This is a genomic window from Bhargavaea massiliensis (genome assembly GCF_018390575.1).
Classification (GTDB): domain Bacteria; phylum Bacillota; class Bacilli; order Bacillales_A; family Planococcaceae; genus Bhargavaea; species Bhargavaea massiliensis.
In genome coordinates this window covers 94,465-114,916 of the sequence record NZ_JAHBCJ010000005.1, presented here as the reverse complement: position 1 = coordinate 114,916, position 20,452 = coordinate 94,465, and the positions used below count along the sequence as shown (strand labels likewise).

Genomic DNA, 20,452 nt, shown 5'->3' with positions numbered 1-20,452 from the left:
AGAGCGGAGGAATAGGTGCAATGAAGACGGCAAACATTCAGGATACATTCCTGAACCAGATCCGTAAAAACGGAGTTTATGTAACCGTGTTCCTGACCAATGGTTTCCAGCTGAAGGGGCAAGTGAAGTCGTATGATAATTTCACTGTGCTGCTTGAAACGGACGGAAAGCAGCAACTGATCTACAAGCATGCGATTTCCACGTTTGTCCCCGCACGGCCGGTGAACCTCGCCCCAAAGGAAGAACAGGCAGAAGAAACAGTATAAAAACAGACGGGTTGCCGGGAAGCAGACATTTCATGCTTCCCGGCGCCCGTCTGTTGTTTTGTTGGGTCTGCCGGGCTATCACAGCGCCCGGGATGCAGGATACCGCCATTGCGGTATACTTGTAGATGACTATGCAAGAGAGAGGAAAGAGTCTGATGGCCGACATCATGAATCACACAGAACAGATTGAGATTTGGAGAAAAGAGGCAGAAAACAAAATTGCCCCTTTCCTGAAGCGCATTGACGAAGTGGCCCTCGCCAATCAGGCGAAAGTGCTCGCTGCGTTCAAACAAAACCGGGTATCTGACCATCATATGAACCCGTCGACGGGATATGGATATGATGATGAAGGCAGGGATGTTCTGGAACAGGTGTATGCGACGGCGTTCGGTTCCGAAGCGGCGCTGGTCCGCAACCAGATTATTTCCGGAACCCATGCAATCTCCACGGCACTCTTCGGTGTGCTGCGTCCGGGTGACGAATTGCTTTATATCACCGGTGAACCATACGACACACTCGCATCCATCGTCTCAGGCCCTAAAGGGAAAGACACGGGGGCCCTGAGTGATTTCGGGATTTCTTACCGGCACATCGATCTGAAAGATGACGGCAAGGTCGATTTCGAGGCTGTTCGCGAGGCGGTGACAGAAAAGACGAAGATGATCGGGATTCAGCGATCGAAGGGGTATTCGCTCCGGCCAAGCTTTACCGTCGGGCAGATCGGCGAAATGGTCCGGAAGGTCAGGGAATTGGCGCCTCACGCTGTCATCTTCGTGGACAACTGCTACGGGGAATTCGTCGAAACCATCGAACCGACCGAGGTGGGGGTCGACCTGATGGCGGGTTCCCTTATCAAAAACCCGGGTGGAGGACTCGCCAAAACCGGAGGGTATCTGGCCGGGCGGGCAGACCTGATCGAAAAATGTGCTTACCGGATGACGTCTCCGGGTATAGGAGCAGAGGCGGGAGCTTCTCTCGGAACGCTTCCAGACATGTATCAAGGCTTTTTCCTGGCGCCCCATGTGACGGCCCAAGCCGTGAAAGGTGCGATTTTCACTTCAGCGATGCTTGAGGCTGCGGGCATGATGACTTCACCGCATTATTCCGAGGACCGCACAGACCTGATCCAGTCGGTGTCATTTAATGACGCTGCGCAAATGATCCGGTTCTGCGGGGAGATTCAGGCGAATTCCCCCGTGAACGCACATTTTGCGCCAGAGCCGTCTTATATGCCGGGTTATGAGGATGACGTCATCATGGCTGCCGGAACGTTCGTGCAGGGTTCAAGCATCGAGCTGACGGCAGACGGGCCGATTCGTCCGCCCTATACCGCTTATATCCAAGGCGGTCTTACATACGAACATGTACAGATCGCGATTCTCGGTGCACTTGGTTCGCTGATGCGGGAAGGCCTTCTTAAAAATTGAAAGGATGGTAACGTGGCCAAAATTACGAAGGAAGACATTAAGAACGACATACAAAAGCAGAATGTGAATTTTATCCGGCTGCAATTCACGGATATTCTCGGGACTGTGAAAAACGTCGAGATCCCGGTATCCCAGATTGACAAGGCGCTGGACAACAAAATGATGTTTGACGGATCGTCGATTGAAGGATTTGTCCGGATCGAGGAGTCTGACATGTATCTCGTGCCGGACACGGACACCTGGACGGTTTTCCAGTGGGATACGGGTTCCGGGAAAGTCGCCCGGCTGATCTGCGATGTCCACCGCGCCGACGGCACGCCTTTTGAGGGTGATCCGCGAAGCAACCTGAAGCGGGTGCTCAAAGAAATGGAAGAGCTCGGGTTTACGAAGTTCAATATCGGGCCTGAGCCGGAATTCTTCCTTTTTAAGCTTGATATGAACGGCGAACCGAGCCTTGAGCTAAACGATTACGGCGGTTACTTTGACCTCGCTCCGACCGACCTCGGTGAAAACTGCCGCCGGGACATCGTTCTTGAACTCGAAGCACTCGGCTTTGAAATCGAGGCTTCCCACCATGAAAACGCCCCGGGTCAGCATGAAATCGATTTTAAATACGCTGACGCCATCCGGGCCTGCGACAATATCCAGACATTCAAACTTGTCGTCAAAACGATCGCTCGTAAACATGGCCTTCATGCCACCTTCATGCCAAAGCCGCTTTTCGGAGTGGCCGGATCGGGCATGCACGTCAACATGTCACTTTTCAAGGGGAGCGAGAACGTTTTCGAAGATCCGGACGGAGAAGAGGGCCTGAGCCGCATCGCATACCAGTTCATGGCCGGGCTGCTTCAGCACGCTCACGGATTTACGGCAATCGCCAATCCGACTGTCAACTCCTACAAGCGCCTGGTTCCGGGCTATGAAGCACCGGTCTATGTCGCCTGGTCAGGGACGAACCGCAGTCCGCTGATCCGCATCCCGACATCCCGGGGACTGAGCACACGTGTTGAAGTGCGTTCGGTCGACCCGGCAGCAAACCCATACATGGCGATGGCGGTCCTGCTCGGAGCCGGTCTCGAAGGCGTCCGGAGCGGCATGGAACCGCCGGAATCGGTCGATCAGAATATCTACGAGATGAGCCTCCGTGAACGCCGGAGCATGGGCATTGAGGACTTGCCGGCAAGCCTGAAGGAAGCGCTCGACGCCCTGGCGGGTGACGAGGTGATCCAGCGTAGCCTTGGAAAACACATTTATAAAAACTTCATGGATACGAAAGAAGCGGAGTGGAATATGTTCCGCACGACGGTCCACCCATGGGAACGGGAGCAGTACATGAAAATGTACTGACACCATAACAAAGGGAGCGCAGCAAGCGATGCTGCGCTCCCTTTTTAATTTAAAGATTAGCCAAAGCTTCTCTGACCGGTGTGTCTCCTGATGTGACGTCGAAAGAACGATTGCGGGTGGTTTCCGTACCCAGAGCCTCGTACAGAACACGCGCGATATCTTCGCGCGGCACACCGCCCGGCTCCAAATGTTCAGCGGCCGAGATCCGGCCTGTTCCCGGCTTGTCCAGAAGCAGCCCCGGCCGGACAATCGTATAATCCAGTCCGCTTGCAAGAAGAATGTTATCCGCATGGTGCTTGGCCACGTAATAGGGCTTGATCTGGTCGGACCAGCGTTCTCGGTCATCGGCGCCGATCGCGCTCACCATCAGGAAGCGCCCGACCCCTGTTTGACGGGCGGCTTCAACTGACTTTGCGGCACCGTCCAGATCGATGAGAAGGGTTTTGTCCGGACCGGTATGGCCGCCGCTGCCGGCGGTGAAAACGACCGCGTCCATGCCTTCCATCGCCAAAGCGATTGTTTCAGTCCGGTCTTCCAGGTCCGCCACTACGGTCATAGCGCCCATTATTTCAAAGTCAGGCTTCTGCTTTTCGTCACGGATCATGGCGGTCGCTCTGTGTTCTCCGCTCTCGCTCAACAGCTTCACCAGCTGCTTGCCGATTTTGCCGTTTGCTCCGATTACAAGTACGTTCACTAATCATCTCTCCTTCTCCGGTGATGTTCCTACTATATCCGAATGCTCTATGGGATAAAATAGAAAAGCCTCTTGCCGGAAATCAAAAAACAGCCTGCAGCGATTTTTCGCTGCAGGCCGTGTGCTTAGCCGTTTGTTACTGGACGTGCCGGTAGACACCGACCACTTTTCCAAGGATGGACACCTGGTCGACGATGATCGGGTCCATCGAGGCGTTCTCCGGCTGGAGACGGAAATGTCCGTCCTCTTTGAAGAAGCGCTTGACGGTCGCTTCATCGTCTTCGGTCATGGCGACGACGATTTCACCGTTGTTGGCGGTGCTCTGCTGGCGGACGACCACATAGTCGCCGTTCAGGATGCCGGCTTCTATCATGGATTCACCCATGATTTCCAGCATGAAGAGCTGGTCATCAGAACTGCCGTACTGATCCGGGAGAGGGAAGTACTCCTCGATATTCTCCACAGCCGTAATCGGTTGACCGGCCGTGACCTTGCCGACAATCGGCACCTGGACGACACTTGCTTTCGGAATGGTGTCGCCGGCTTCCAGGATCTCGATCGCACGCGGCTTGGTCGGATCCCTGCGGATGAGCCCCTTGTTTTCCAGGCGTGCCAGGTGGCCGTGGACCGTCGAGCTGGAAGCGAGCCCGACTGCTTCACCGATCTCCCGGACAGATGGCGGATAGCCTTTGGTCCTGACCTCTTCCTTGATGAAAGTGAGGATCGCTTCCTGCCTCTTCGACATTTTCTTCAAACGGATTCACCTCTTCTTTTCACGTTTTCTGATTGGTTCAAGTATATCAGCCGTCTCAATGAAATGCAAACATAGGTTCGAGAAAACGTCTTGACAAAAACATTTGTTCGCCTTAAGATATTGGTAACATGCGAACAGACATTCGAATTCTTGAGGAGGGCCTTACATGAACATCATCCGTAATTATTCCTACGTTGTATTTCTATTCTTGATTGCTGTCGTATCAGTGGCAATGCTGCCCGGACAGGAGGGGGAAACCAAGCCGCTGCATACCGCCGAGATCCAGGTGAACCAAGGAGACACTTTGTTCGCCCTCCATCAGGAAGCCGGCACATCACTGCCGGCCGATCTGTGGATAGATGAAGTAATCAAACTGAATGGCAAAAAAGACTCTACCATCCTGGCAGGGGAGACGCTCCTCATTCCCTCGAAATTGAACTACTCGGATGACATCCAGCTGGCCGGTGATGGAGAGTGAAGCCGGTGCGCACATGTGCCGTCTACTGCCGGGTAAGCACGGAAAAGGAGACTCAGGACATGTCGCTGGAGCGGCAGGAGGAAGAGCTGCGCGCATTCGCCGATGAGCTGGGCCTTTCGGTAACCGGTGTCTTCTCGGACCGCCACAGCGGCTATGACATGGACCGGGACGGCCTGCTGGACCTGATCGACCACATTCGGGAAGGCGAGGCAAAGGTCGTCATCGTCCAGGATGAGACCCGTCTCGGGCGGGGCAACGCCCGCGTTGCAGTCCTCCATCTTCTGCAGAAGGCCGGAGCATCCACCTATACATATACAGACAAGGGGCCTGCGGCCTTGAATGAGATGGACACGATGCTCCTCGACATCCTCGCAATCGTTGAGGAATACCAGAGGAAGATGCACAACGCAAAAATCCGGCGTGGCATGCGCCGTGCAGTTGATAAGGGTTACCGGCCGGAACGGAACCTTAAAAGGCGGGGCAACCCGGAAGGCCGCGAGCGGATCGACGTCCCGATTGCAGAAATTGTCAGCCTCCGGCAGAAAGGGCTGACGTTTGAGGAAATTGCCTCGACATTAAGAGGCCTTGGCCATGACGTCAGCAAAGCGACGGTGCACAGGCGTTACAGAGAATATACAGAAACCCTTGAGACGAGCGAATGAGTTGCGCTCGTCTCTTTTTTTTCTTATCTTTAGGTGAAATGGAAAGGGGAGATTTCATGCTTTCACCCGAAAAGCTCGCCCGCATCAATGAATTGGCGAAAAAAAAGAAAACAATCGGACTGACGATGGAAGAAGCGAAAGAGCAAACTTCACTTCGCAAGGAATACCTGGAGACCTTCCGTTCCAATATGAAGAAGACGATCGAAAACGTCACAGTGATCGATCCGGAAGGCAATGATATCACTCCGGACAAAGTGAAACGGCTCAGATCCAACAAATTCCCGAACTGAGCCCGACCGGGACGTGAATCCGGTTGTAAAGAATGCCGGGCTCGTCTACACTTAAAAAGGTTCAACTATTTGTTCGTGAAAGGATGTCGAAAGATGGCGAATCATGCCGATGCACTTGCAATCACCACGATCCGGACTCTGTCCATCGACGCAATTGAGAAAGCCAACTCCGGCCACCCGGGTCTCCCGATGGGCGCAGCTCCGATGGCTTACACTCTTTGGACAAAACACATGAAGCACAACCCGTCGAATCCTCAGTGGTTCAATAGGGACCGCTTTGTCCTCTCCGCAGGACACGGGTCGATGCTCCTTTATTCCCTACTCCATCTTGGCGGCTACGATCTGCCGATGGATGAGCTTAAAAACTTCCGCCAGTGGGGTTCCAAGACACCAGGCCACCCGGAATACGGCCATACTGACGGCGTGGAAGCGACTACGGGACCGCTTGGCCAGGGAATTGGCATGGCAGTGGGCATGGCGATGGCTGAACGCCATCTTGCTGCAACCTATAACAAGGACGGTCATGAGGTAGTCGACCATTACACGTACGCACTGTGCGGCGATGGCGATCTTATGGAAGGAGTTGCCTCTGAGGCAATCTCCCTCGCCGGCCACCTGAAGCTGGACAAGCTGATCGTCCTGTATGACAGCAATGACATCTCCCTTGACGGGGAACTCGACATGAGCTTTACGGAGGATATCCGGAAGCGCTTCGAATCCTACGGCTGGAACTATCTCCGAGTTGATGACGGAAATGATATCGATGCGGTTTCCCGCGCCATTGAAGAAGCGAAAGGGAATGCAGGCGGCCCGACCCTGATCGAAGTAAAAACGATCATCGGCTACGGTTCGCCGAACAAATCCGGCAAAGCGGACGTTCATGGTGCCCCTCTGGGCGAAGACGAGATGAAGCTCGTCAAAGAGTACTACAACTGGACCTTCGAGGAAGACTTCCACGTGCCGGAAGAAGTGTACGATACATTCCGCAAGGCGGCGGAAGAAAACGGCGAGCAGGCGGAAAAACAATGGAACGAGCGGTTTGCGGCATACGAGGAAGCTTATCCTGAAGAAGCGGCTCAGCTTAAAGCGGCGCTTGAAGGAAAGCTGCCTGAAGGCTTCGCAGAAAACTTGCCGTCCTATGAAACCGGCAAGTCCGTCGCGACCCGCAGTGCGTCCGGCGACATGATCAATGCCCTGGCGGAATCAGTTCCTTCTCTGTTCGGCGGCAGTGCCGACCTTGCAGGGTCGAACAAGACAACGATCAAGGGTGCCGGCGACTTCCTCCCGGACAACTACCGCGGCCGCAACATCTGGTTCGGAGTCCGTGAATTTGCGATGGGCGCCGCGCTCAACGGCATGGCGCTCCACGGCGGACTCCGCGTATTCGGCGGCACGTTCTTCGTCTTCAGCGATTACGTGCGTCCTGCAGTCCGTCTGTCCGCACTGATGGGTGTGCCGGTCACTTACGTGTTCACCCACGATAGCATCGCGGTCGGTGAAGACGGCCCGACTCACGAGCCGGTCGAACATCTGGCTTCCCTCCGCGCAATGCCGGGCCTATCGGTCATCCGCCCGGCTGACGGAAACGAAACGGCTGCTGCCTGGAAGCTGGCAGTTTCATCAGAAAACAAGCCGACGGTCCTCGTGCTTTCACGCCAGAACCTGCCAATCCTCGAACACTCCGCGGAACGTGCGATGGAAGGCGTTGAAAAGGGAGCTTATATCGTCTCCGAGGCGGATGGAGGAAACCCGGACGGAATCCTTCTTGCAACCGGCTCGGAAGTCAGCCTCGCAATCGACGCCCAAAAGCAGCTTCTTGAGGAAGGTGTCCGTGTCCGCGTTGTGTCGATGCCGTCATGGGACCGCTTTGAGGAACAGAATGCGGCGTACAAGGAAGAAGTTCTTCCGAAGGCCGTGACAAAGCGTCTGGCAATCGAAATGGGCGCTTCCCTCGGCTGGCATAAGTACACCGGCTTCGAAGGCGATGTCCTCGCCATTGATACTTTCGGCGCAAGCGCACCGGGCGGTACAGTCATGAAAGAATACGGCTTTACCCCGGAAAATGTGGCAACACGATTTAAGCAACTTTAATGATTGAAAAGGAAGGCACCCGCGGGGTGCCTTCCTTTTTTATACATCAATGCAGAACTGAAGACCCAACTTGCCTCCGGAAAATTCGACAAAACTAGAGGGGTTCTTCTCCGTACTCTGACATCTTTTTTTCTCATCACAGGATATGATGTTGAAAAAGGGGTGGAAGTCATGCGCGAATACATCATTTACGAAGTGAAAAACGACCACCAGCCGTTTATCCTGGGACGGGAGCGGATGCTGGAAGAACTGCTGGCGATGGAGGGAGAGCAAAGCCAGGAAGTGCGGTTTCTCTGCCATCAGGTCGACCCGGACCGGATCATGTTCCAGCTGAAGCGCAGAATGGACAGGCGGTTTCCGGAGGTGGGGCGGGAGGGGGGCTTGCTCCGTCTTCACCATCCTGTGAAGGGCACAATCCGGATCGGTTTCGGTGAATACAGCCTCACTGCCCAATGCGAGGGCACGAGAATGCTTGATCTGGATCTGTTCGCCGGCCTTTCAGGCATCAGCGGGAGCTACTTTGCGGTCCGCGGGGGAAGCGGAGAGTGCGGCTGGCTGAAGCCCGTGAAATTTTGGGAAAACGGAGTCGGGACAAGCCGCCAATTATGCGGAAATAGTAGTATCTGACTTCAGAATGTTGTATACTTCTCCTTGGTGCACATTCCGTGAAACTGATGGCACGAAGGAGGAACCACAATGGCGACCGTTTGGTGGATTATTCTGCTCATCGTCGCGTTGCTCGCCGGGGTGGCTCTCGGCTTTTTCATCGCGCGAAGATATATGATGAATTACCTGAAAGAGAACCCGCCGATCAACGAACAGATGCTGCGTATGCTGATGATGCAGATGGGAATGAAACCTTCCCAGAAGAAAATCAATCAGATGCTGGCACAGATGAACAAAATGAACGACAAATAATGACAGCGTCCTTCCTGCGGAAGGGCGTTTTATTATGGGTATCCCGGGGTAACGCCAATAGGGGCGTCCTGAAAGTCAGCAGATCTGACTTTCTGAGACGCCCCTTTCTGGTGCCTTGAAAGTGCAACTTCATCCCATCTGCATCACTGAACCCGATGCCGTGCAAAAATGCCTCTCAGATCAGCGAAAGATCAATAACGGACCGTGAAAGATCATTAACCCGGAATGGGGCCGAAGAGTGGGGTTTTCGGGGAAGCATGAGATCCATACGCCCTGCTTTTCTCACAATCAGGCAATTCCCGGCCGGTTTTCTGCACTATTGGGAAGCAGCCCGTGTTCGTAGAGGAAAGACCTGACTGTCTGTTCGTATTCCTCGGCGTTTTCGTTATAGGACTGGGCATGTGCCCCCTTTTCGAACAGCCGCATTGATTTCGGTTCAGGCTTCAGCTCATAGAGTTCCTTTGTCATCTCGGGCAAGATAAAGTCGTCTTCCAGGCTGTGGATGAAAAGCACCGGTCTCCGGATGTTGACGACCGACTGCCTCGGGGACACGAGGTCGAGCGTATAGCCGTCCCTCACTTTGAGAAAGACGTTGGCGAGCCGGATTGCAAAACCCGTCCGGAGCGGTGTGGACCGTCTCAAGATATGAAGGACCTGCTCGGTGAAATCCGAAAACGGGCAGTCGGCTATGTAAAAGTCGGCTTCGTCCCCGACACTCCCGGCATACAGGAGAGATGTCGCAGCGCCCATGGATTCACCGTGTACGCCGATGATGGCATGTTCACCGGCGTATCTTCGGAGCTCATCGATGACTGCGCCAAGATCGGTTTTTTCATAATGTCCGAAACTGGTCGTCCGCCCTTCCGAATCTCCGTGCCGGCGGTGGTCATAGATGACGGAGTTAAAGCCGAGCCGCTCAAACATCCGTGCATATTTGACCGAGTTGATTTTGTTTTCCGTGACGCCATGGGAAATGACGACGTAATGGTTCGTATCCAGCGGCTCCAGCAACACGGCTTTTAGCCGATATCCGTTTGGTGAGTCCACCCAGCGATCGGATTTGCCGACAGCATTGTACCATCCTTCATCAAAGCGCTTTGCGGAAATCTCCCGCTGAAGGATCACGTCGTCCTCCTTCTTTTTCATGTACATCAGCCGGTTCGTGGCAAGGAGGCCGATGGCCGATCCGACAGCGGCCGAGATGCCCGTCACGATACCGGTGGCCGTCAGCCAGCGCTTCGTGTGATTTCCCATGAATGGCCTCCTTCCAAGTTAAGATTCGCTCTTATCCTATACGTTGTGCGTTCTTATACAGTGTATACATGCCCGTGGTAATCGGGCGCGAAACGTGAGGCGCCACTACGTCGACCGCGCGGCAAATGCCGTCAACCGAAATGCCTGTTTCAATGTCCATACGCTCCAGCATATTGACCACATCTTCGGTTGCGACATTTCCGGTGGCACCCGGGGCGAACGGGCAGCCGCCGAGACCGCCGGCCGATGTATCCAACCGGTCGATGCCGGCCTGAAGTGACGCGAAGATATTGGCGAGTGCCATTTTGCGCGTGTCGTGGAAGTGTGCCGTCAGCAGAATGTCCGGCAGTTCTTTCTTCAGGCGGCTGAAAAGACGGTAGCTTTCTTCAGGCGTTGCCATTCCGATCGTGTCTGCCACGCTCAGTTCATCCGCGCCCAGTTCGGAGAAGTGTTTACAGAGATTGATCGTACGTTCGGAGTCTACCGGACCTTCAAACGGGCAGTGGAACGCGGTCGAAATGCAGGCGCGCACAAAAAGGCCGTCTTCTTTCATTTTACGGATTTGCGGAGCCAGCTGCTCCATGCTTTCATCTGTTGTCCTATTGATGTTTTTCTTATTAAATGCATCCGTCACACCGACAAACACGGCGATGCTATCTGCCTCCGCAGCTCTTGCATTGGCGATTCCCCGCTCGTTCGGCGCGAGCACAAATTGTCTGCCTGTCCGCTCTGTTCCGGCCATGATGTCTGCCGCATCCCCCATCTGCGGCACCCATTTAGGCGATACGAAAGATGTAAGTTCCATTTCGCCGACACCTGCATCCTGCAGGGCACTGATGAACCGGAGCTTAACCTCCGTCGGCACCTGGTTCTTCTCGTTCTGCAAGCCGTCTCTCGGCCCTACCTCGATAATCGCTACTTTTTTTGGTAGACTTAACATGACAAACCCCCTCCTTGTATTCAATTGTAAGGATGCGGACGGAGCGGGGCAAGGCAATAAGAGGATGAATGTAAAGGGGAGATGGGGAAATGACAAAAGAAGTGGTTATCGCAAGCGCTGTACGTACGGCAATCGGAACATTTCTGGGATCGCTCAAAGACATTCCGGCAACTGAGCTTGGGGGCATCGCTATCCGGGAGGCTCTTTCACGGGCAGGTGTGGACGGGAAGCATGTCGATGAAGTGATTATGGGGAATGTGCTGCAGGCAGGACTCGGCCAAAACCCGGCCCGACAGGCATCCATCAAAGCCGGACTTCCGGAAGCGGTTCCTTCTCTGACAATCAACAAAGTGTGCGGCTCCGGCCTGAAAGCGGTTCATCTGGCTGCACAGGCGATCAAGGCGGGGGAAGCCGACATCGTCGTTGCAGGAGGCATGGAAAATATGAGCCAGGCTCCGCACCTCCTGAAAGGAGCGCGTGACGGCTTCAAGATGGGTGACCAGAAGTTGATTGACAGCATGATTTCGGACGGTCTCTGGTGCGCATTCAACGACTATCATATGGGCATCACCGCTGAGAACTTGTGCGACCGCTATGGCATCAGCCGGGAGGAACAGGATGAGTTTGCGGCACGTTCGCAGGAGCGTGCGGCGGCCGCCATCGAAGCGGGCCGTTTTGGGGAGGAAATTGTCCCGGTGGAAATACCGCAGCGCAAGGGGGATCCGATCATCTTTGATACGGACGAGCACGTGAAAGCGGGCTCCACTGCTGAAAAACTGGCCAAGCTACGGCCGGCATTCAAAAAAGAGGGAAGCGTCACTGCAGGGAATGCTTCCGGCATCAACGACGGTGCAGCAGCATTTGTCGTCATGTCCAGGGAAAAGGCCGATGAGCTCGGCGTCGAGCCGCTCGCGGTCATTGCCGCCAATGGCAATGCCGGCGTGGATCCGGCCGTAATGGGCATCGGCCCGGTCCAGGCAGTGAAAAATGCGCTTGACAAAGCCGGGCTGGAACTGGAGGACATGGACCTCGTCGAAGCGAACGAAGCATTCGCTGCACAGTCGATTGCCGTCGACCGTGAATTGAAATTCGACCATGATAAACTGAACGTGAATGGCGGCGCGATCGCGCTCGGACACCCGATCGGCGCAAGCGGTGCGCGGATCCTCGTCACGCTGCTGCACGAGATGAAGCGGCGTGACGCCAAAACGGGTCTTGCCACGCTGTGCATCGGTGGCGGCCAAGGGGTCGCGACAGTCGTGCGTCGTCCGTAAATGATTGAAAGAAGGTGAGTGTGTGGCCAAAAAGAGACCGCACCAGCGGAAACCGGCCGTCCAGAAACAGGACAGCCGCCCGACACTCGCCGACGGACTCGGCGGGGATACACTGGATAAACTGAAGCAAGCCAAGCAGGCTCTTCTCAAAACCGAAAAGGAAGCAGAGGAAAGACGCCTTGCTCAGAAGTCAAAGGAACGCCGTGAACGGGAAAAAAACATGTCGTTCGAAGAACTTCTCGATAAATACGGCGACAAAGGTTCAAAATACTAAAGGCAAACAGCCAAAAGGAAAGCACCGGGAGATCAGACCCGGTGCTTTTCATATTGCTCTTCTGCCGTCAGGGCAGCGTAGGCCCGCACGGTTTCACTGCCGGGCATGTTGTCATAGGCTCTGAGCGTCTCGTTCAGCTGCTCTTCGCTGCTTGCCCCCGTGATGGCAGACGCCACCGCGCTGCTTTCGAGGACGAAGGCGAGAGCCGCCGAATGGAGTGTGCCCGGCAGCCTGCCGAACTCCCTGATCAGTTCGAGAAGCTCACCGGATGAGTACGATAGGTATCCGTCCATTGCTTCTGTGCGCTTTTCCCCTTCAGCAGTCAAGAGTCCTTTTGCCAACGGCCCGCGTGCGACGACAGATGCACCTGCACCAATTACATCGGTGAACCATTCCTCCGGCCTTCGGTCAAGCAGGCTAAATTGCATCATATTCGATACCGCAGAGCTGTTTTTCAAGAACGGCAAAAAGACATTCGGGCGGATGGATGAAATGCCGTAATGGCGGATCAGTCCTTCCCGCTTCAGATCCTCGAACACGCCGATGACGGCATCAAGGTCATCTTCCGCAGTCCCGCCGTGAAGCTGGTAAACGTCAATATAGTCTGTGCCAAGCCGCTTGAGGCTGTCGCGGACGGATTTGCGGATATGGCCGGGCGACGGGTCCCATTCCCATCCATCCCTGCCATCGGTCCAGTGGTTGCCGACCTTGGTGGCAAGGATGATGTCCTGCCGCCTGTTGCCTAGCGCCTTGCCGAGGAGTTCCTCATTTCTGCCTCGTCCGTACAGGTCGGCAGTGTCGAAATAGTTGATCCCGGCATCCAATGCCGCGTGCACGATACGTTCCGCTTTGCGGGCATCCTCAGGAAGCGACATGCAGCCAAGTCCGATTTCCGATATGTCCGGACCGGTTTTGCCGAGTTTCCGTTTCTTCATCGTATCCCCTCCTGAATCCATAGTATAATGAATGCGCAAGGACGACCAACAGAAAGGGATGGTCCAATGGATAAGTTTGAGGAACGGACAGTACATACGGAGACAATCTACGACGGGAAAATCATCCGTCTTGAAATCGATGACGTGATTTTGCCGGACGGGAAGCCTTCGAAAAGGGAGCTTGTCCGGCATCCGGGCGCTGTGGCACTGATCCCGATCACCGATGACGGCAAGCTGGTGATGGTTGAACAATACCGGAAGGCACTTGGCACGACTCTCCTTGAAGTGCCGGCCGGAAAACTCGAGCCCGGGGAAGCGCCTGAAGTGACGGCACGCAGGGAGCTTGAAGAAGAAACCGGCTACTCATGCGACAAACTGGAACCGGTAACGACTTTTGCCACATCTCCGGGATTTGCAGACGAGACAATCCACCTGTTCGCTGCAACAGGCCTCCGGAAAGTCGACAACCCGGCGGCAGGAGACGAAGACGAGTTCGTCGAGCTGCTGGAAGTCCCCTTGGAAGAAGCGGTCGCGTTGCTGGACGAAGGGAAAATCCGTGACGCGAAAACAGCTTTCTCCATTCTTTGGGCAGAGCGTTCAAAAAGTCGGAAATGACATGTCCGGGAGCGGACAGGCATAGGTTGTACAAATCCTCCGGAGGTGCAGCCCATGCAGCGATCGCTCCCTTTTCTTTATCTGCTTACCTTACTTATTATCGGGTTTACGGGCGGGACCGTCCTGTTCCGGTTCGCGGAGACGGGCATGTCGGAAACAGTCACCCTCTTTCTTGATCCGCGCCTCGACCTCGCGGCTTCGGCAAAGCCATACCGGGCCCTTATTGCTTTTCTTGCGTTCCATGGACTGGCCCTGTTCCTGGCATCACACGCCGCCCTGCGGCATGCGGTCATGTTCATCGCAGGGCTGAGGGTGGTCTTCTTCGGCTTTGCATCGACCTATCTGATCAGCCAGGAAGATGCGCTTACTTTTTATGCCGCATGGTGGTTTCCTGCACAACTTCTGCTCACAATGCTGTTCATATTGTTCTGCATGAATCTCTCCCCTCCATTCATGCTTAATAAATATTTCAGCCGACACAGGAAAGAAGCGGTGATCAGGGTCGCCGCTCTTTCCGCCGCCATATTGGCTGCGGAGATCGGATTGTTCATCTTTCTTGATAATTGAAAATGATTATCATATTGTAATGATTGTCGTTAGTATGCTTGAACTCTTGTAACCATCCGGCCTGGTTGATATAATGAGTACAGTTTGAGGGGGGCGTCTCATGGAAAGCAGGATTGAACGCATAAAAAAGCAGCTCCACAATGCGAAATACAAACTGACGCCCCAGCGCGAAGCCACGGTCTCTGTACTGCTGGAGCATGAGGAAGACCACCTCAGCGCAGAGGATGTCTATCTGCTCGTCAAAGAAAAATCGCCTGAAATCGGGCTTGCAACTGTTTATCGGACACTGGAGCTGCTGACTGAACTGAAGGTCGTCGACAAAATCAATTTTGGAGACGGTGTATCCCGCTTTGATCTGCGGCAGGAAGGAGCCGCCCATTTCCATCACCATCTCGTGTGCATCGAGTGCGGCGCGGTGGATGAGATCCAGGAGGACTTGCTGGGTGACGTCGAACAAATCGTCGAAGACCGCTGGAACTTCCGGATCAAAGACCACAGGCTCACATTCCACGGAATCTGCAGCCGCTGCAGTGAAGGAAATGAAGAAAAAGAATCAGAATAACAGAAACGGACAGGATGGCGAAAGCTGTCCTTTTTTCATATGGATAAGTCCGGAAAGGGGAGAGAACATGAAAGAAGCGGAAGATGCGCTAAACGACTACCTTCATTTTCTTAGAGTCGAGCGCCAGCTGGCGGAAAACACGATCGGGTCATACAAGAGGGATCTTCTCGGCTATATTCGCTATCTGGAAAAGGAAGAGCAGCCGGGAAGCCTGGATGGCGTCACTCGTCCTCACATACTCAGCTACCTTCAAGTTCTGGAACAGGGCGGAAAATCACCCAGGACGATTTCCCGGCATATCTCCTCGATCCGCTCTTTCCATCAGTTCCTGGTGAGGGAGCGGGTCACCACGACCGATCCGACCATCCAGCTGGACCTTCCGAAGCTTGAGATGAAACTGCCGAGGGTGCTGTCTGTCGGGGAAGTCGACTCCCTTATCGCCGCTCCCGACCGTTCAAAACCTGCGGGTGTACGGGATAGGGCGATGCTGGAGATGCTGTACGGGACCGGCATGCGTGTCAGCGAGTGCATCGGGATGAATACCGGAGATGTCCATCTGTCTATGGGATTTGCCCGGGTATTCGGCAAAGGCGGCAAGGAACGGATCGTTCCGCTCGGCAGGAATGCGATCGATTCGGTTACGGCTTATATGGAGCAGGCCAGGCCGCTGATGCTGAAGGGAGACCGGGCGCAGGATGCGCTGTTCGTCAATTCAAGGGGCGGACGCCTGACTCGTCAGGGAGTCTGGAAGTTATTAAACCAGCACGCGAAAAAAGCCGGTATTACGAAAGAGCTCACCCCGCACACCCTGCGGCATTCGTTTGCCACGCATCTTGTGGAGAATGGTGCTGACCTCCGTGCAATCCAGGAAATGCTCGGACATGCCGATATCTCGACAACCCAGATTTATACCCATGTCAGCAAGACCCGATTAAAGGATGTCTATACCAAGTTCCATCCCCGCGCCTGACACGGGTAAAATGTGACGTCAGACCTCTGATTTGTGGTACAGTATTTCTGTAACGGGTATATGTAGTGCCAAGGAGGTTTTGCGACAATGACAGCGCAACCATTTAAACGAATCCATCTGATTGTTCTCGACTCGGTCGGCATCGGAGAAGCGCCGGACGCCGCCGATTTCGGAGATGAGGGAGCAGATACACTCGGCCATATCGCAGAAGCGACAGGCGGGCTCAACATGCCGAACATGGCAGAGCTCGGCCTGGCTAATATCCGCCCGCTAAAAGGGCTTGAGGCAGAGGAAAGATCTGCCGGCTATTACGGGCGAATGCAGGAAGCGTCGGTCGGCAAGGATACGATGACCGGCCACTGGGAACTCATGGGACTGAACATCGACAAACCATTTAAAGTTTACCCGGAAGGCTTTCCCGACGGGCTGATCCGCGAACTCGAGGAGCGGACAGGGCGCCGGGTAATCGGCAATAAGCCTGCCAGCGGAACCGTCATCATTGATGAACTCGGACCGCTCCATATGGAGTCCGGAGACTTGATTGTCTATACATCTGCTGATCCGGTGCTGCAGATTGCCGCTCACGAAGGCGTCATCCCAATAAAAGAACTGTATGAAATCTGCGAAACCGCAAGAGAGATCACCCTGAAGCCGGAATATCTGGTCGGCCGGGTCATCGCCCGCCCGTTCATCGGAGAACCGGGCAACTTCACCCGCACAACCAACCGCCACGATTATGCGCTCAAACCGTTCGGACGCACCGTGATGAACGAACTGGAAGACAGCGGTCATGATGTGATCGCGGTAGGGAAAATTTCCGATATCTTTAACGGGGAAGGCGTGACGGATGCGGTCCGTACCACTTCCAATATGGACGGCGTCGACAAGCTGCTTGAAGTGATGAACCGCGATTTCAAAGGGCTATCGTTCACTAACCTTGTTGACTTTGACGCGCTCTTCGGCCACCGCCGAGATCCGGATGGCTATGGCAACGCCCTTGCAGAGTTCGACGCACGACTGCCGGAGATCTTGAACGCTCTCCGGGAAGACGATCTGCTGATCATTACAGCGGACCACGGCAATGATCCGACGGCGCCGGGGACGGACCATACCCGTGAGTATGTCCCCGTAATCATGGCTTCGCCGAGGTTTGCAGGAGGCGGCGAGTTGCCGCTCCAGAAAACCTTCGCTTCTGTCGGCGCGACCATCGCGGACAACTTCGGCATCGGGATGCCGGAATTCGGCGAAAGCTATCTTCCATTTTTAAAATGAAAGCGGGTTGACAGACATGAGAATGGTTGACATCATCACGAAAAAAAGGGATGGAGACAGACTGTCAGAAGAGGAAATCCGGTTCTTTGTCAATGGAATCACGGATGATTCCGTGCCGGACTACCAGGCAAGTGCGCTTCTGATGGCGATCTACTTCGAAGGAATGGATAAAGATGAGCAGGCGTTGCTGACCGAAGCCATGGTCGACTCTGGTGACCGGATCGACCTGTCCGGCATTGAAGGCACACTCGTGGACAAACACTCCACCGGAGGAGTCGGGGACACGACCACGCTTATCCTCGGACCGATCGTTGCCGCATGCGGCGTGCCGGTTGCCAAGATGAGCGGACGCGGCCTCGGCCACACGGGCGGCACGCTCGATAAGCTGGAGTCAATCGGCGGATTTCATATCGAACTTACGGAAAAGCAGTTTGCCGACCAGGTGAACAGCCTAAAGCTTGCGGTCATCGGCCAGAGCGGAAACCTCACCCCGGCGGATAAAAAGCTGTACGCCCTGCGTGACGTGACAGCAACTGTGGACAGCATCCCGCTGATTGCAAGTTCCATCATGAGCAAGAAAATAGCCGCAGGAGCAGATGCCATTGTTCTTGATGTGAAAACCGGCGAAGGGGCCTTCATGAAGACGGAAGAAGACTCCAGGAAACTCGCTGAAGCCATGGTCGGCATTGGCAACGCCGTCGGGCGCAGGACAATGGCGGTCATCTCCGACATGAGCCAGCCGCTCGGCTATGCAATCGGCAATGCGCTCGAGGTAAAGGAAGCCATCGAGACACTGAGAGGCGAAGGCCCGGAAGACCTCACCCGCCTCTGCATCGAACTTGGCAGCAGGATGGTCGTAGCAGGCGGAAAAGCCGGCAGCATCGAAGAAGCGGAAGGCATGATCCGGACCGTGATCAATGACGGATCCGCCCTTGCCCTGTTCCGCAAGTTTGTCGAGGCCCAGGGCGGCAATCCGGAGATCGTCGATGACCCGTCAAAGCTTCCGTCGGCCAAAGAGACTATCGAATTCAAGGCTGAATCGGACGGCTATGTCCAGTCCATCGGCGCGGACGACATCGGCCTTGCCGCCATGCACCTCGGAGCGGGGCGCTCGACCAAGGACGAGCAGATCGACCTGGGCGTCGGCATCGTGCTGAAAAAGAAAGTCGGCGACCAAGTGGCAAAAGGCGAACCGCTTGCCGAGATCCATACAAACGGCAAAGGCACCGAAATTGCACTCGCCATGCTCCGTGAGCATATCGCCGTCGGCCCAGAAAAAACCGAAGCACCACCGCTCATTCACGGCGACATCCGGTAAATGGGTATTCTTTAGTTAAATATTCGTACTCAACGGACCCAGAAGACATCCATCTGGGTCCGTTTTGTCGTTTTCCTAAATATATCGCGTGTATTGCCCCGGAAAGGCAGAAAAAGTAAGCATCGCCAGCATAGAACTCTATGGCGGATTGAAGCGGAGGGCCCGAGAAACCTGCGGGAAAAGCGTTAGCCGAAGCCGCTGAGGATGTTGGTTAACGCTTCGCGATGCGAACAGGCGCCAGTCTCCGTACTGCCACCGGCTGATCCAACGCCCGCGGACTAGCGGGCGCCGTTACGAAGAACGGCTTCTGTGGCCAAGACATAGCTTTGGTAAGCAATGCCTTTCTGCGACCAAAACGCAGTGTTTTGGTAAGCAATGCCTTTCTGCGATCAAAACGCAGTTTTGGTAAACAAGGGCCCACAGCGGATGTACGGAGGAAAAAACTGCAGACAAAGCAGCAATACACTTGATTTGTCTACAGTCTGAACACTCCCTCTTCGGGAGAGTTTTTTATGAGTGTTAAGAAAAGAGATGCAAGTGTTTAAAAAGCACATCCGTTCTCCGAAACTGGCCATCCTCCATGCCCTTATACGATAACTGTAATTTCCACGTATATTCCGCTCCAATTGAGGGCAGGCTTGGACGGCGAAGGCCGTCATGGCCGAAATTTGCCGGATTTCCACTACTTTCGTCGAGTACAAGGAATCCGGAAAGCGGCCGTTGAATAACGAGCCGAAAGGGGGCCATCCATATGAATCAGATTAAATTGACACCGGGCGGAATCGTGATTGTCCGCCCTGCAGGAGAATTGGATCACCACACGGCGGACAGCATCAAAAGGGAAGTGAGCCGGCTTATCTTCGGCGGGAAAGCCAATGCGATCATCTGGGACCTCGGCAGCCTGCAGTTTATGGACAGTGCCGGCATCGGCCTGATTTTGGGCAGGATGAGAGACCTTGGTGCAGTCGAAGGGGGAACGGTCATTTTGAATCCGTCCCCGACCATGAAGAAGATGTTCGAGCTGTCCGGCCTGGGCAGCCATCTGTTGGAAGGCACGGAAGAGGATGCGATAAAACGGCTGGGAGGGATCCTGCATGGAAAATGAAATGACGTTATCGTTTGCCGCAATCAGTGAAAACGAAGCACTTGCCCGCATGACGCTCACCTTCTTCGTGGCGGCACTCGACCCGACACTTGAGGAAGTTTCGGAGTACAAGACAGTCATTTCCGAAGCTGTGACGAATGCGATCATTCACGGTTACGAGGAGAATCGGTCCGGTGTGGTGACGGTCCATGCAGCCCTGAACGGCCGGGAAGTCACGGTCACGATCAGTGACGAGGGCGGCGGGATTGATAATGTGGAAGAGGCGATGCAGCCGATGTACACATCCAAGCCAGAACGGGAGCGGTCCGGCATGGGATTCACGATCATGGAGAGCTTCACGGATAGCCTATCGGTTGATTCACGCCAGGGCGGCGGGACCACCGTTACGTTCAAGAAGAAATTCTCTCCCGTGCAGGAAACCTGCTCGTCGGTGGGATGA

At 54.7% G+C, this 20,452-nt stretch carries 24 protein-coding genes; 19 read left to right on the top strand and 5 right to left on the bottom strand.

Features of this window, described 5'->3' with window-relative positions; all coding sequences use genetic code 11:
- Positions 1-20 precede the first annotated feature (20 nt).
- The 3 genes from hfq to glnA all read left to right on the top strand — a co-directional run bounded on the left by hfq (position 21) and on the right by glnA (position 3,040).
- The gene (hfq, locus tag KHA84_RS09205; RefSeq protein ID WP_092095308.1) at positions 21-266 is read left to right on the top strand and encodes an RNA chaperone Hfq; all 246 of its coding nucleotides are present in this window, start codon (positions 21-23) and stop codon (positions 264-266) included.
- Positions 267-421: 155 nt separating this feature from the next.
- Positions 422-1,693, top strand: coding sequence for a methionine gamma-lyase family protein (locus KHA84_RS09200; RefSeq protein WP_213423236.1), 1,272 nt, complete (start codon positions 422-424; stop codon positions 1,691-1,693).
- 12 nt (positions 1,694-1,705) lie between these two features.
- Entirely contained in the window at positions 1,706-3,040 is a 1,335-nt protein-coding gene (glnA, locus tag KHA84_RS09195; protein WP_213423235.1) for a type I glutamate--ammonia ligase, read from the top strand.
- Between the two features lie 49 nt (positions 3,041-3,089).
- Here glnA and KHA84_RS09190 read toward each other — a convergent pair whose 3' ends face one another.
- Positions 3,090-3,734: an SDR family oxidoreductase gene (locus KHA84_RS09190; RefSeq protein WP_213423234.1), complete on the bottom strand. Its 645-nt coding sequence runs from the start codon at positions 3,732-3,734 to the stop codon at positions 3,090-3,092.
- 136 nt (positions 3,735-3,870) lie between these two features.
- On the bottom strand, positions 3,871-4,488 hold the full coding sequence (gene lexA, locus KHA84_RS09185; protein WP_213423233.1) for a transcriptional repressor LexA: 618 nt from the start codon (positions 4,486-4,488) through the stop codon (positions 3,871-3,873).
- A 166-nt stretch (positions 4,489-4,654) separates the two neighbouring features.
- On the opposite strand from lexA, the gene KHA84_RS09180 reads away from it, so the two are divergent.
- The 6 genes from KHA84_RS09180 to KHA84_RS09155 all read left to right on the top strand — a co-directional run bounded on the left by KHA84_RS09180 (position 4,655) and on the right by KHA84_RS09155 (position 8,927).
- The gene (locus KHA84_RS09180) at positions 4,655-4,966 is read left to right on the top strand and encodes a LysM peptidoglycan-binding domain-containing protein (protein WP_213423232.1); all 312 of its coding nucleotides are present in this window, start codon (positions 4,655-4,657) and stop codon (positions 4,964-4,966) included.
- Positions 4,967-4,971: 5 nt separating this feature from the next.
- Positions 4,972-5,628: a YneB family resolvase-like protein gene (locus KHA84_RS09175; protein WP_336511125.1), complete on the top strand. Its 657-nt coding sequence runs from the start codon at positions 4,972-4,974 to the stop codon at positions 5,626-5,628.
- Positions 5,629-5,684: 56 nt separating this feature from the next.
- Complete coding sequence (locus tag KHA84_RS09170; RefSeq protein ID WP_213423230.1) at positions 5,685-5,918, top strand: DUF896 domain-containing protein; 234 nt, start codon at positions 5,685-5,687, stop codon at positions 5,916-5,918.
- Positions 5,919-6,011: 93 nt separating this feature from the next.
- Positions 6,012-8,009, top strand: a complete 1,998-nt coding sequence (gene tkt, locus KHA84_RS09165; protein ID WP_213423229.1) for a transketolase — start codon at positions 6,012-6,014, stop codon at positions 8,007-8,009.
- Positions 8,010-8,180: 171 nt separating this feature from the next.
- Entirely contained in the window at positions 8,181-8,636 is a 456-nt protein-coding gene (locus KHA84_RS09160; RefSeq protein WP_213423228.1) for a sporulation inhibitor of replication protein SirA, read from the top strand.
- Positions 8,637-8,705: 69 nt separating this feature from the next.
- Positions 8,706-8,927 (top strand): YneF family protein, encoded by a 222-nt coding sequence (locus tag KHA84_RS09155; protein WP_008297072.1) that lies wholly within the window; start codon positions 8,706-8,708, stop codon positions 8,925-8,927.
- 288 nt (positions 8,928-9,215) lie between these two features.
- Here KHA84_RS09155 and KHA84_RS09150 read toward each other — a convergent pair whose 3' ends face one another.
- The gene (locus KHA84_RS09150) at positions 9,216-10,181 is read right to left on the bottom strand and encodes an alpha/beta hydrolase (RefSeq protein WP_213423227.1); all 966 of its coding nucleotides are present in this window, start codon (positions 10,179-10,181) and stop codon (positions 9,216-9,218) included.
- Between the two features lie 31 nt (positions 10,182-10,212).
- Positions 10,213-11,121 (bottom strand): hydroxymethylglutaryl-CoA lyase, encoded by a 909-nt coding sequence (locus KHA84_RS09145; protein ID WP_213423226.1) that lies wholly within the window; start codon positions 11,119-11,121, stop codon positions 10,213-10,215.
- Positions 11,122-11,210: 89 nt separating this feature from the next.
- Between KHA84_RS09145 and KHA84_RS09140 the strand changes: the two genes are divergently transcribed.
- Both KHA84_RS09140 and KHA84_RS09135 read left to right on the top strand, forming a co-directional pair.
- On the top strand, positions 11,211-12,395 hold the full coding sequence (locus KHA84_RS09140) for an acetyl-CoA C-acetyltransferase (protein WP_213423225.1): 1,185 nt from the start codon (positions 11,211-11,213) through the stop codon (positions 12,393-12,395).
- Between the two features lie 22 nt (positions 12,396-12,417).
- Complete coding sequence (locus KHA84_RS09135; protein WP_213423224.1) at positions 12,418-12,669, top strand: YqkE family protein; 252 nt, start codon at positions 12,418-12,420, stop codon at positions 12,667-12,669.
- 32 nt (positions 12,670-12,701) lie between these two features.
- Here the strand turns inward: KHA84_RS09135 and KHA84_RS09130 are convergent, their stop codons facing one another.
- On the bottom strand, positions 12,702-13,604 hold the full coding sequence (locus KHA84_RS09130) for an aldo/keto reductase (protein ID WP_213423223.1): 903 nt from the start codon (positions 13,602-13,604) through the stop codon (positions 12,702-12,704).
- Between the two features lie 66 nt (positions 13,605-13,670).
- Between KHA84_RS09130 and KHA84_RS09125 the strand changes: the two genes are divergently transcribed.
- From KHA84_RS09125 to spoIIAB, 8 genes are all read left to right on the top strand, one after another.
- On the top strand, positions 13,671-14,219 hold the full coding sequence (locus KHA84_RS09125; RefSeq protein ID WP_213423222.1) for an NUDIX hydrolase: 549 nt from the start codon (positions 13,671-13,673) through the stop codon (positions 14,217-14,219).
- A gap of 54 nt (positions 14,220-14,273) precedes the next feature.
- Positions 14,274-14,786 (top strand): hypothetical protein, encoded by a 513-nt coding sequence (locus KHA84_RS09120; protein ID WP_213423221.1) that lies wholly within the window; start codon positions 14,274-14,276, stop codon positions 14,784-14,786.
- Between the two features lie 100 nt (positions 14,787-14,886).
- Entirely contained in the window at positions 14,887-15,348 is a 462-nt protein-coding gene (gene fur, locus KHA84_RS09115) for a ferric iron uptake transcriptional regulator (RefSeq protein ID WP_213423220.1), read from the top strand.
- A 67-nt stretch (positions 15,349-15,415) separates the two neighbouring features.
- Positions 15,416-16,318: a site-specific tyrosine recombinase XerD gene (xerD, locus tag KHA84_RS09110; protein ID WP_213423219.1), complete on the top strand. Its 903-nt coding sequence runs from the start codon at positions 15,416-15,418 to the stop codon at positions 16,316-16,318.
- A gap of 87 nt (positions 16,319-16,405) precedes the next feature.
- A complete protein-coding gene (gene deoB / locus KHA84_RS09105; protein WP_213423218.1) occupies positions 16,406-17,590 on the top strand; it encodes a phosphopentomutase in 1,185 nt (394 codons plus the stop codon).
- Between the two features lie 16 nt (positions 17,591-17,606).
- Positions 17,607-18,908, top strand: a complete 1,302-nt coding sequence (locus KHA84_RS09100) for a pyrimidine-nucleoside phosphorylase (RefSeq protein WP_213423217.1) — start codon at positions 17,607-17,609, stop codon at positions 18,906-18,908.
- A gap of 751 nt (positions 18,909-19,659) precedes the next feature.
- On the top strand, positions 19,660-20,013 hold the full coding sequence (locus tag KHA84_RS09095) for an STAS domain-containing protein (RefSeq protein ID WP_213423216.1): 354 nt from the start codon (positions 19,660-19,662) through the stop codon (positions 20,011-20,013).
- Positions 20,003-20,452 carry an anti-sigma F factor gene (spoIIAB, locus tag KHA84_RS09090; RefSeq protein ID WP_213423215.1) on the top strand — a complete coding sequence of 150 codons (450 nt, stop codon included), beginning with the start codon at positions 20,003-20,005 and terminating at the stop codon, positions 20,450-20,452. The genes KHA84_RS09095 and spoIIAB overlap by 11 nt, the downstream gene beginning before the upstream one ends.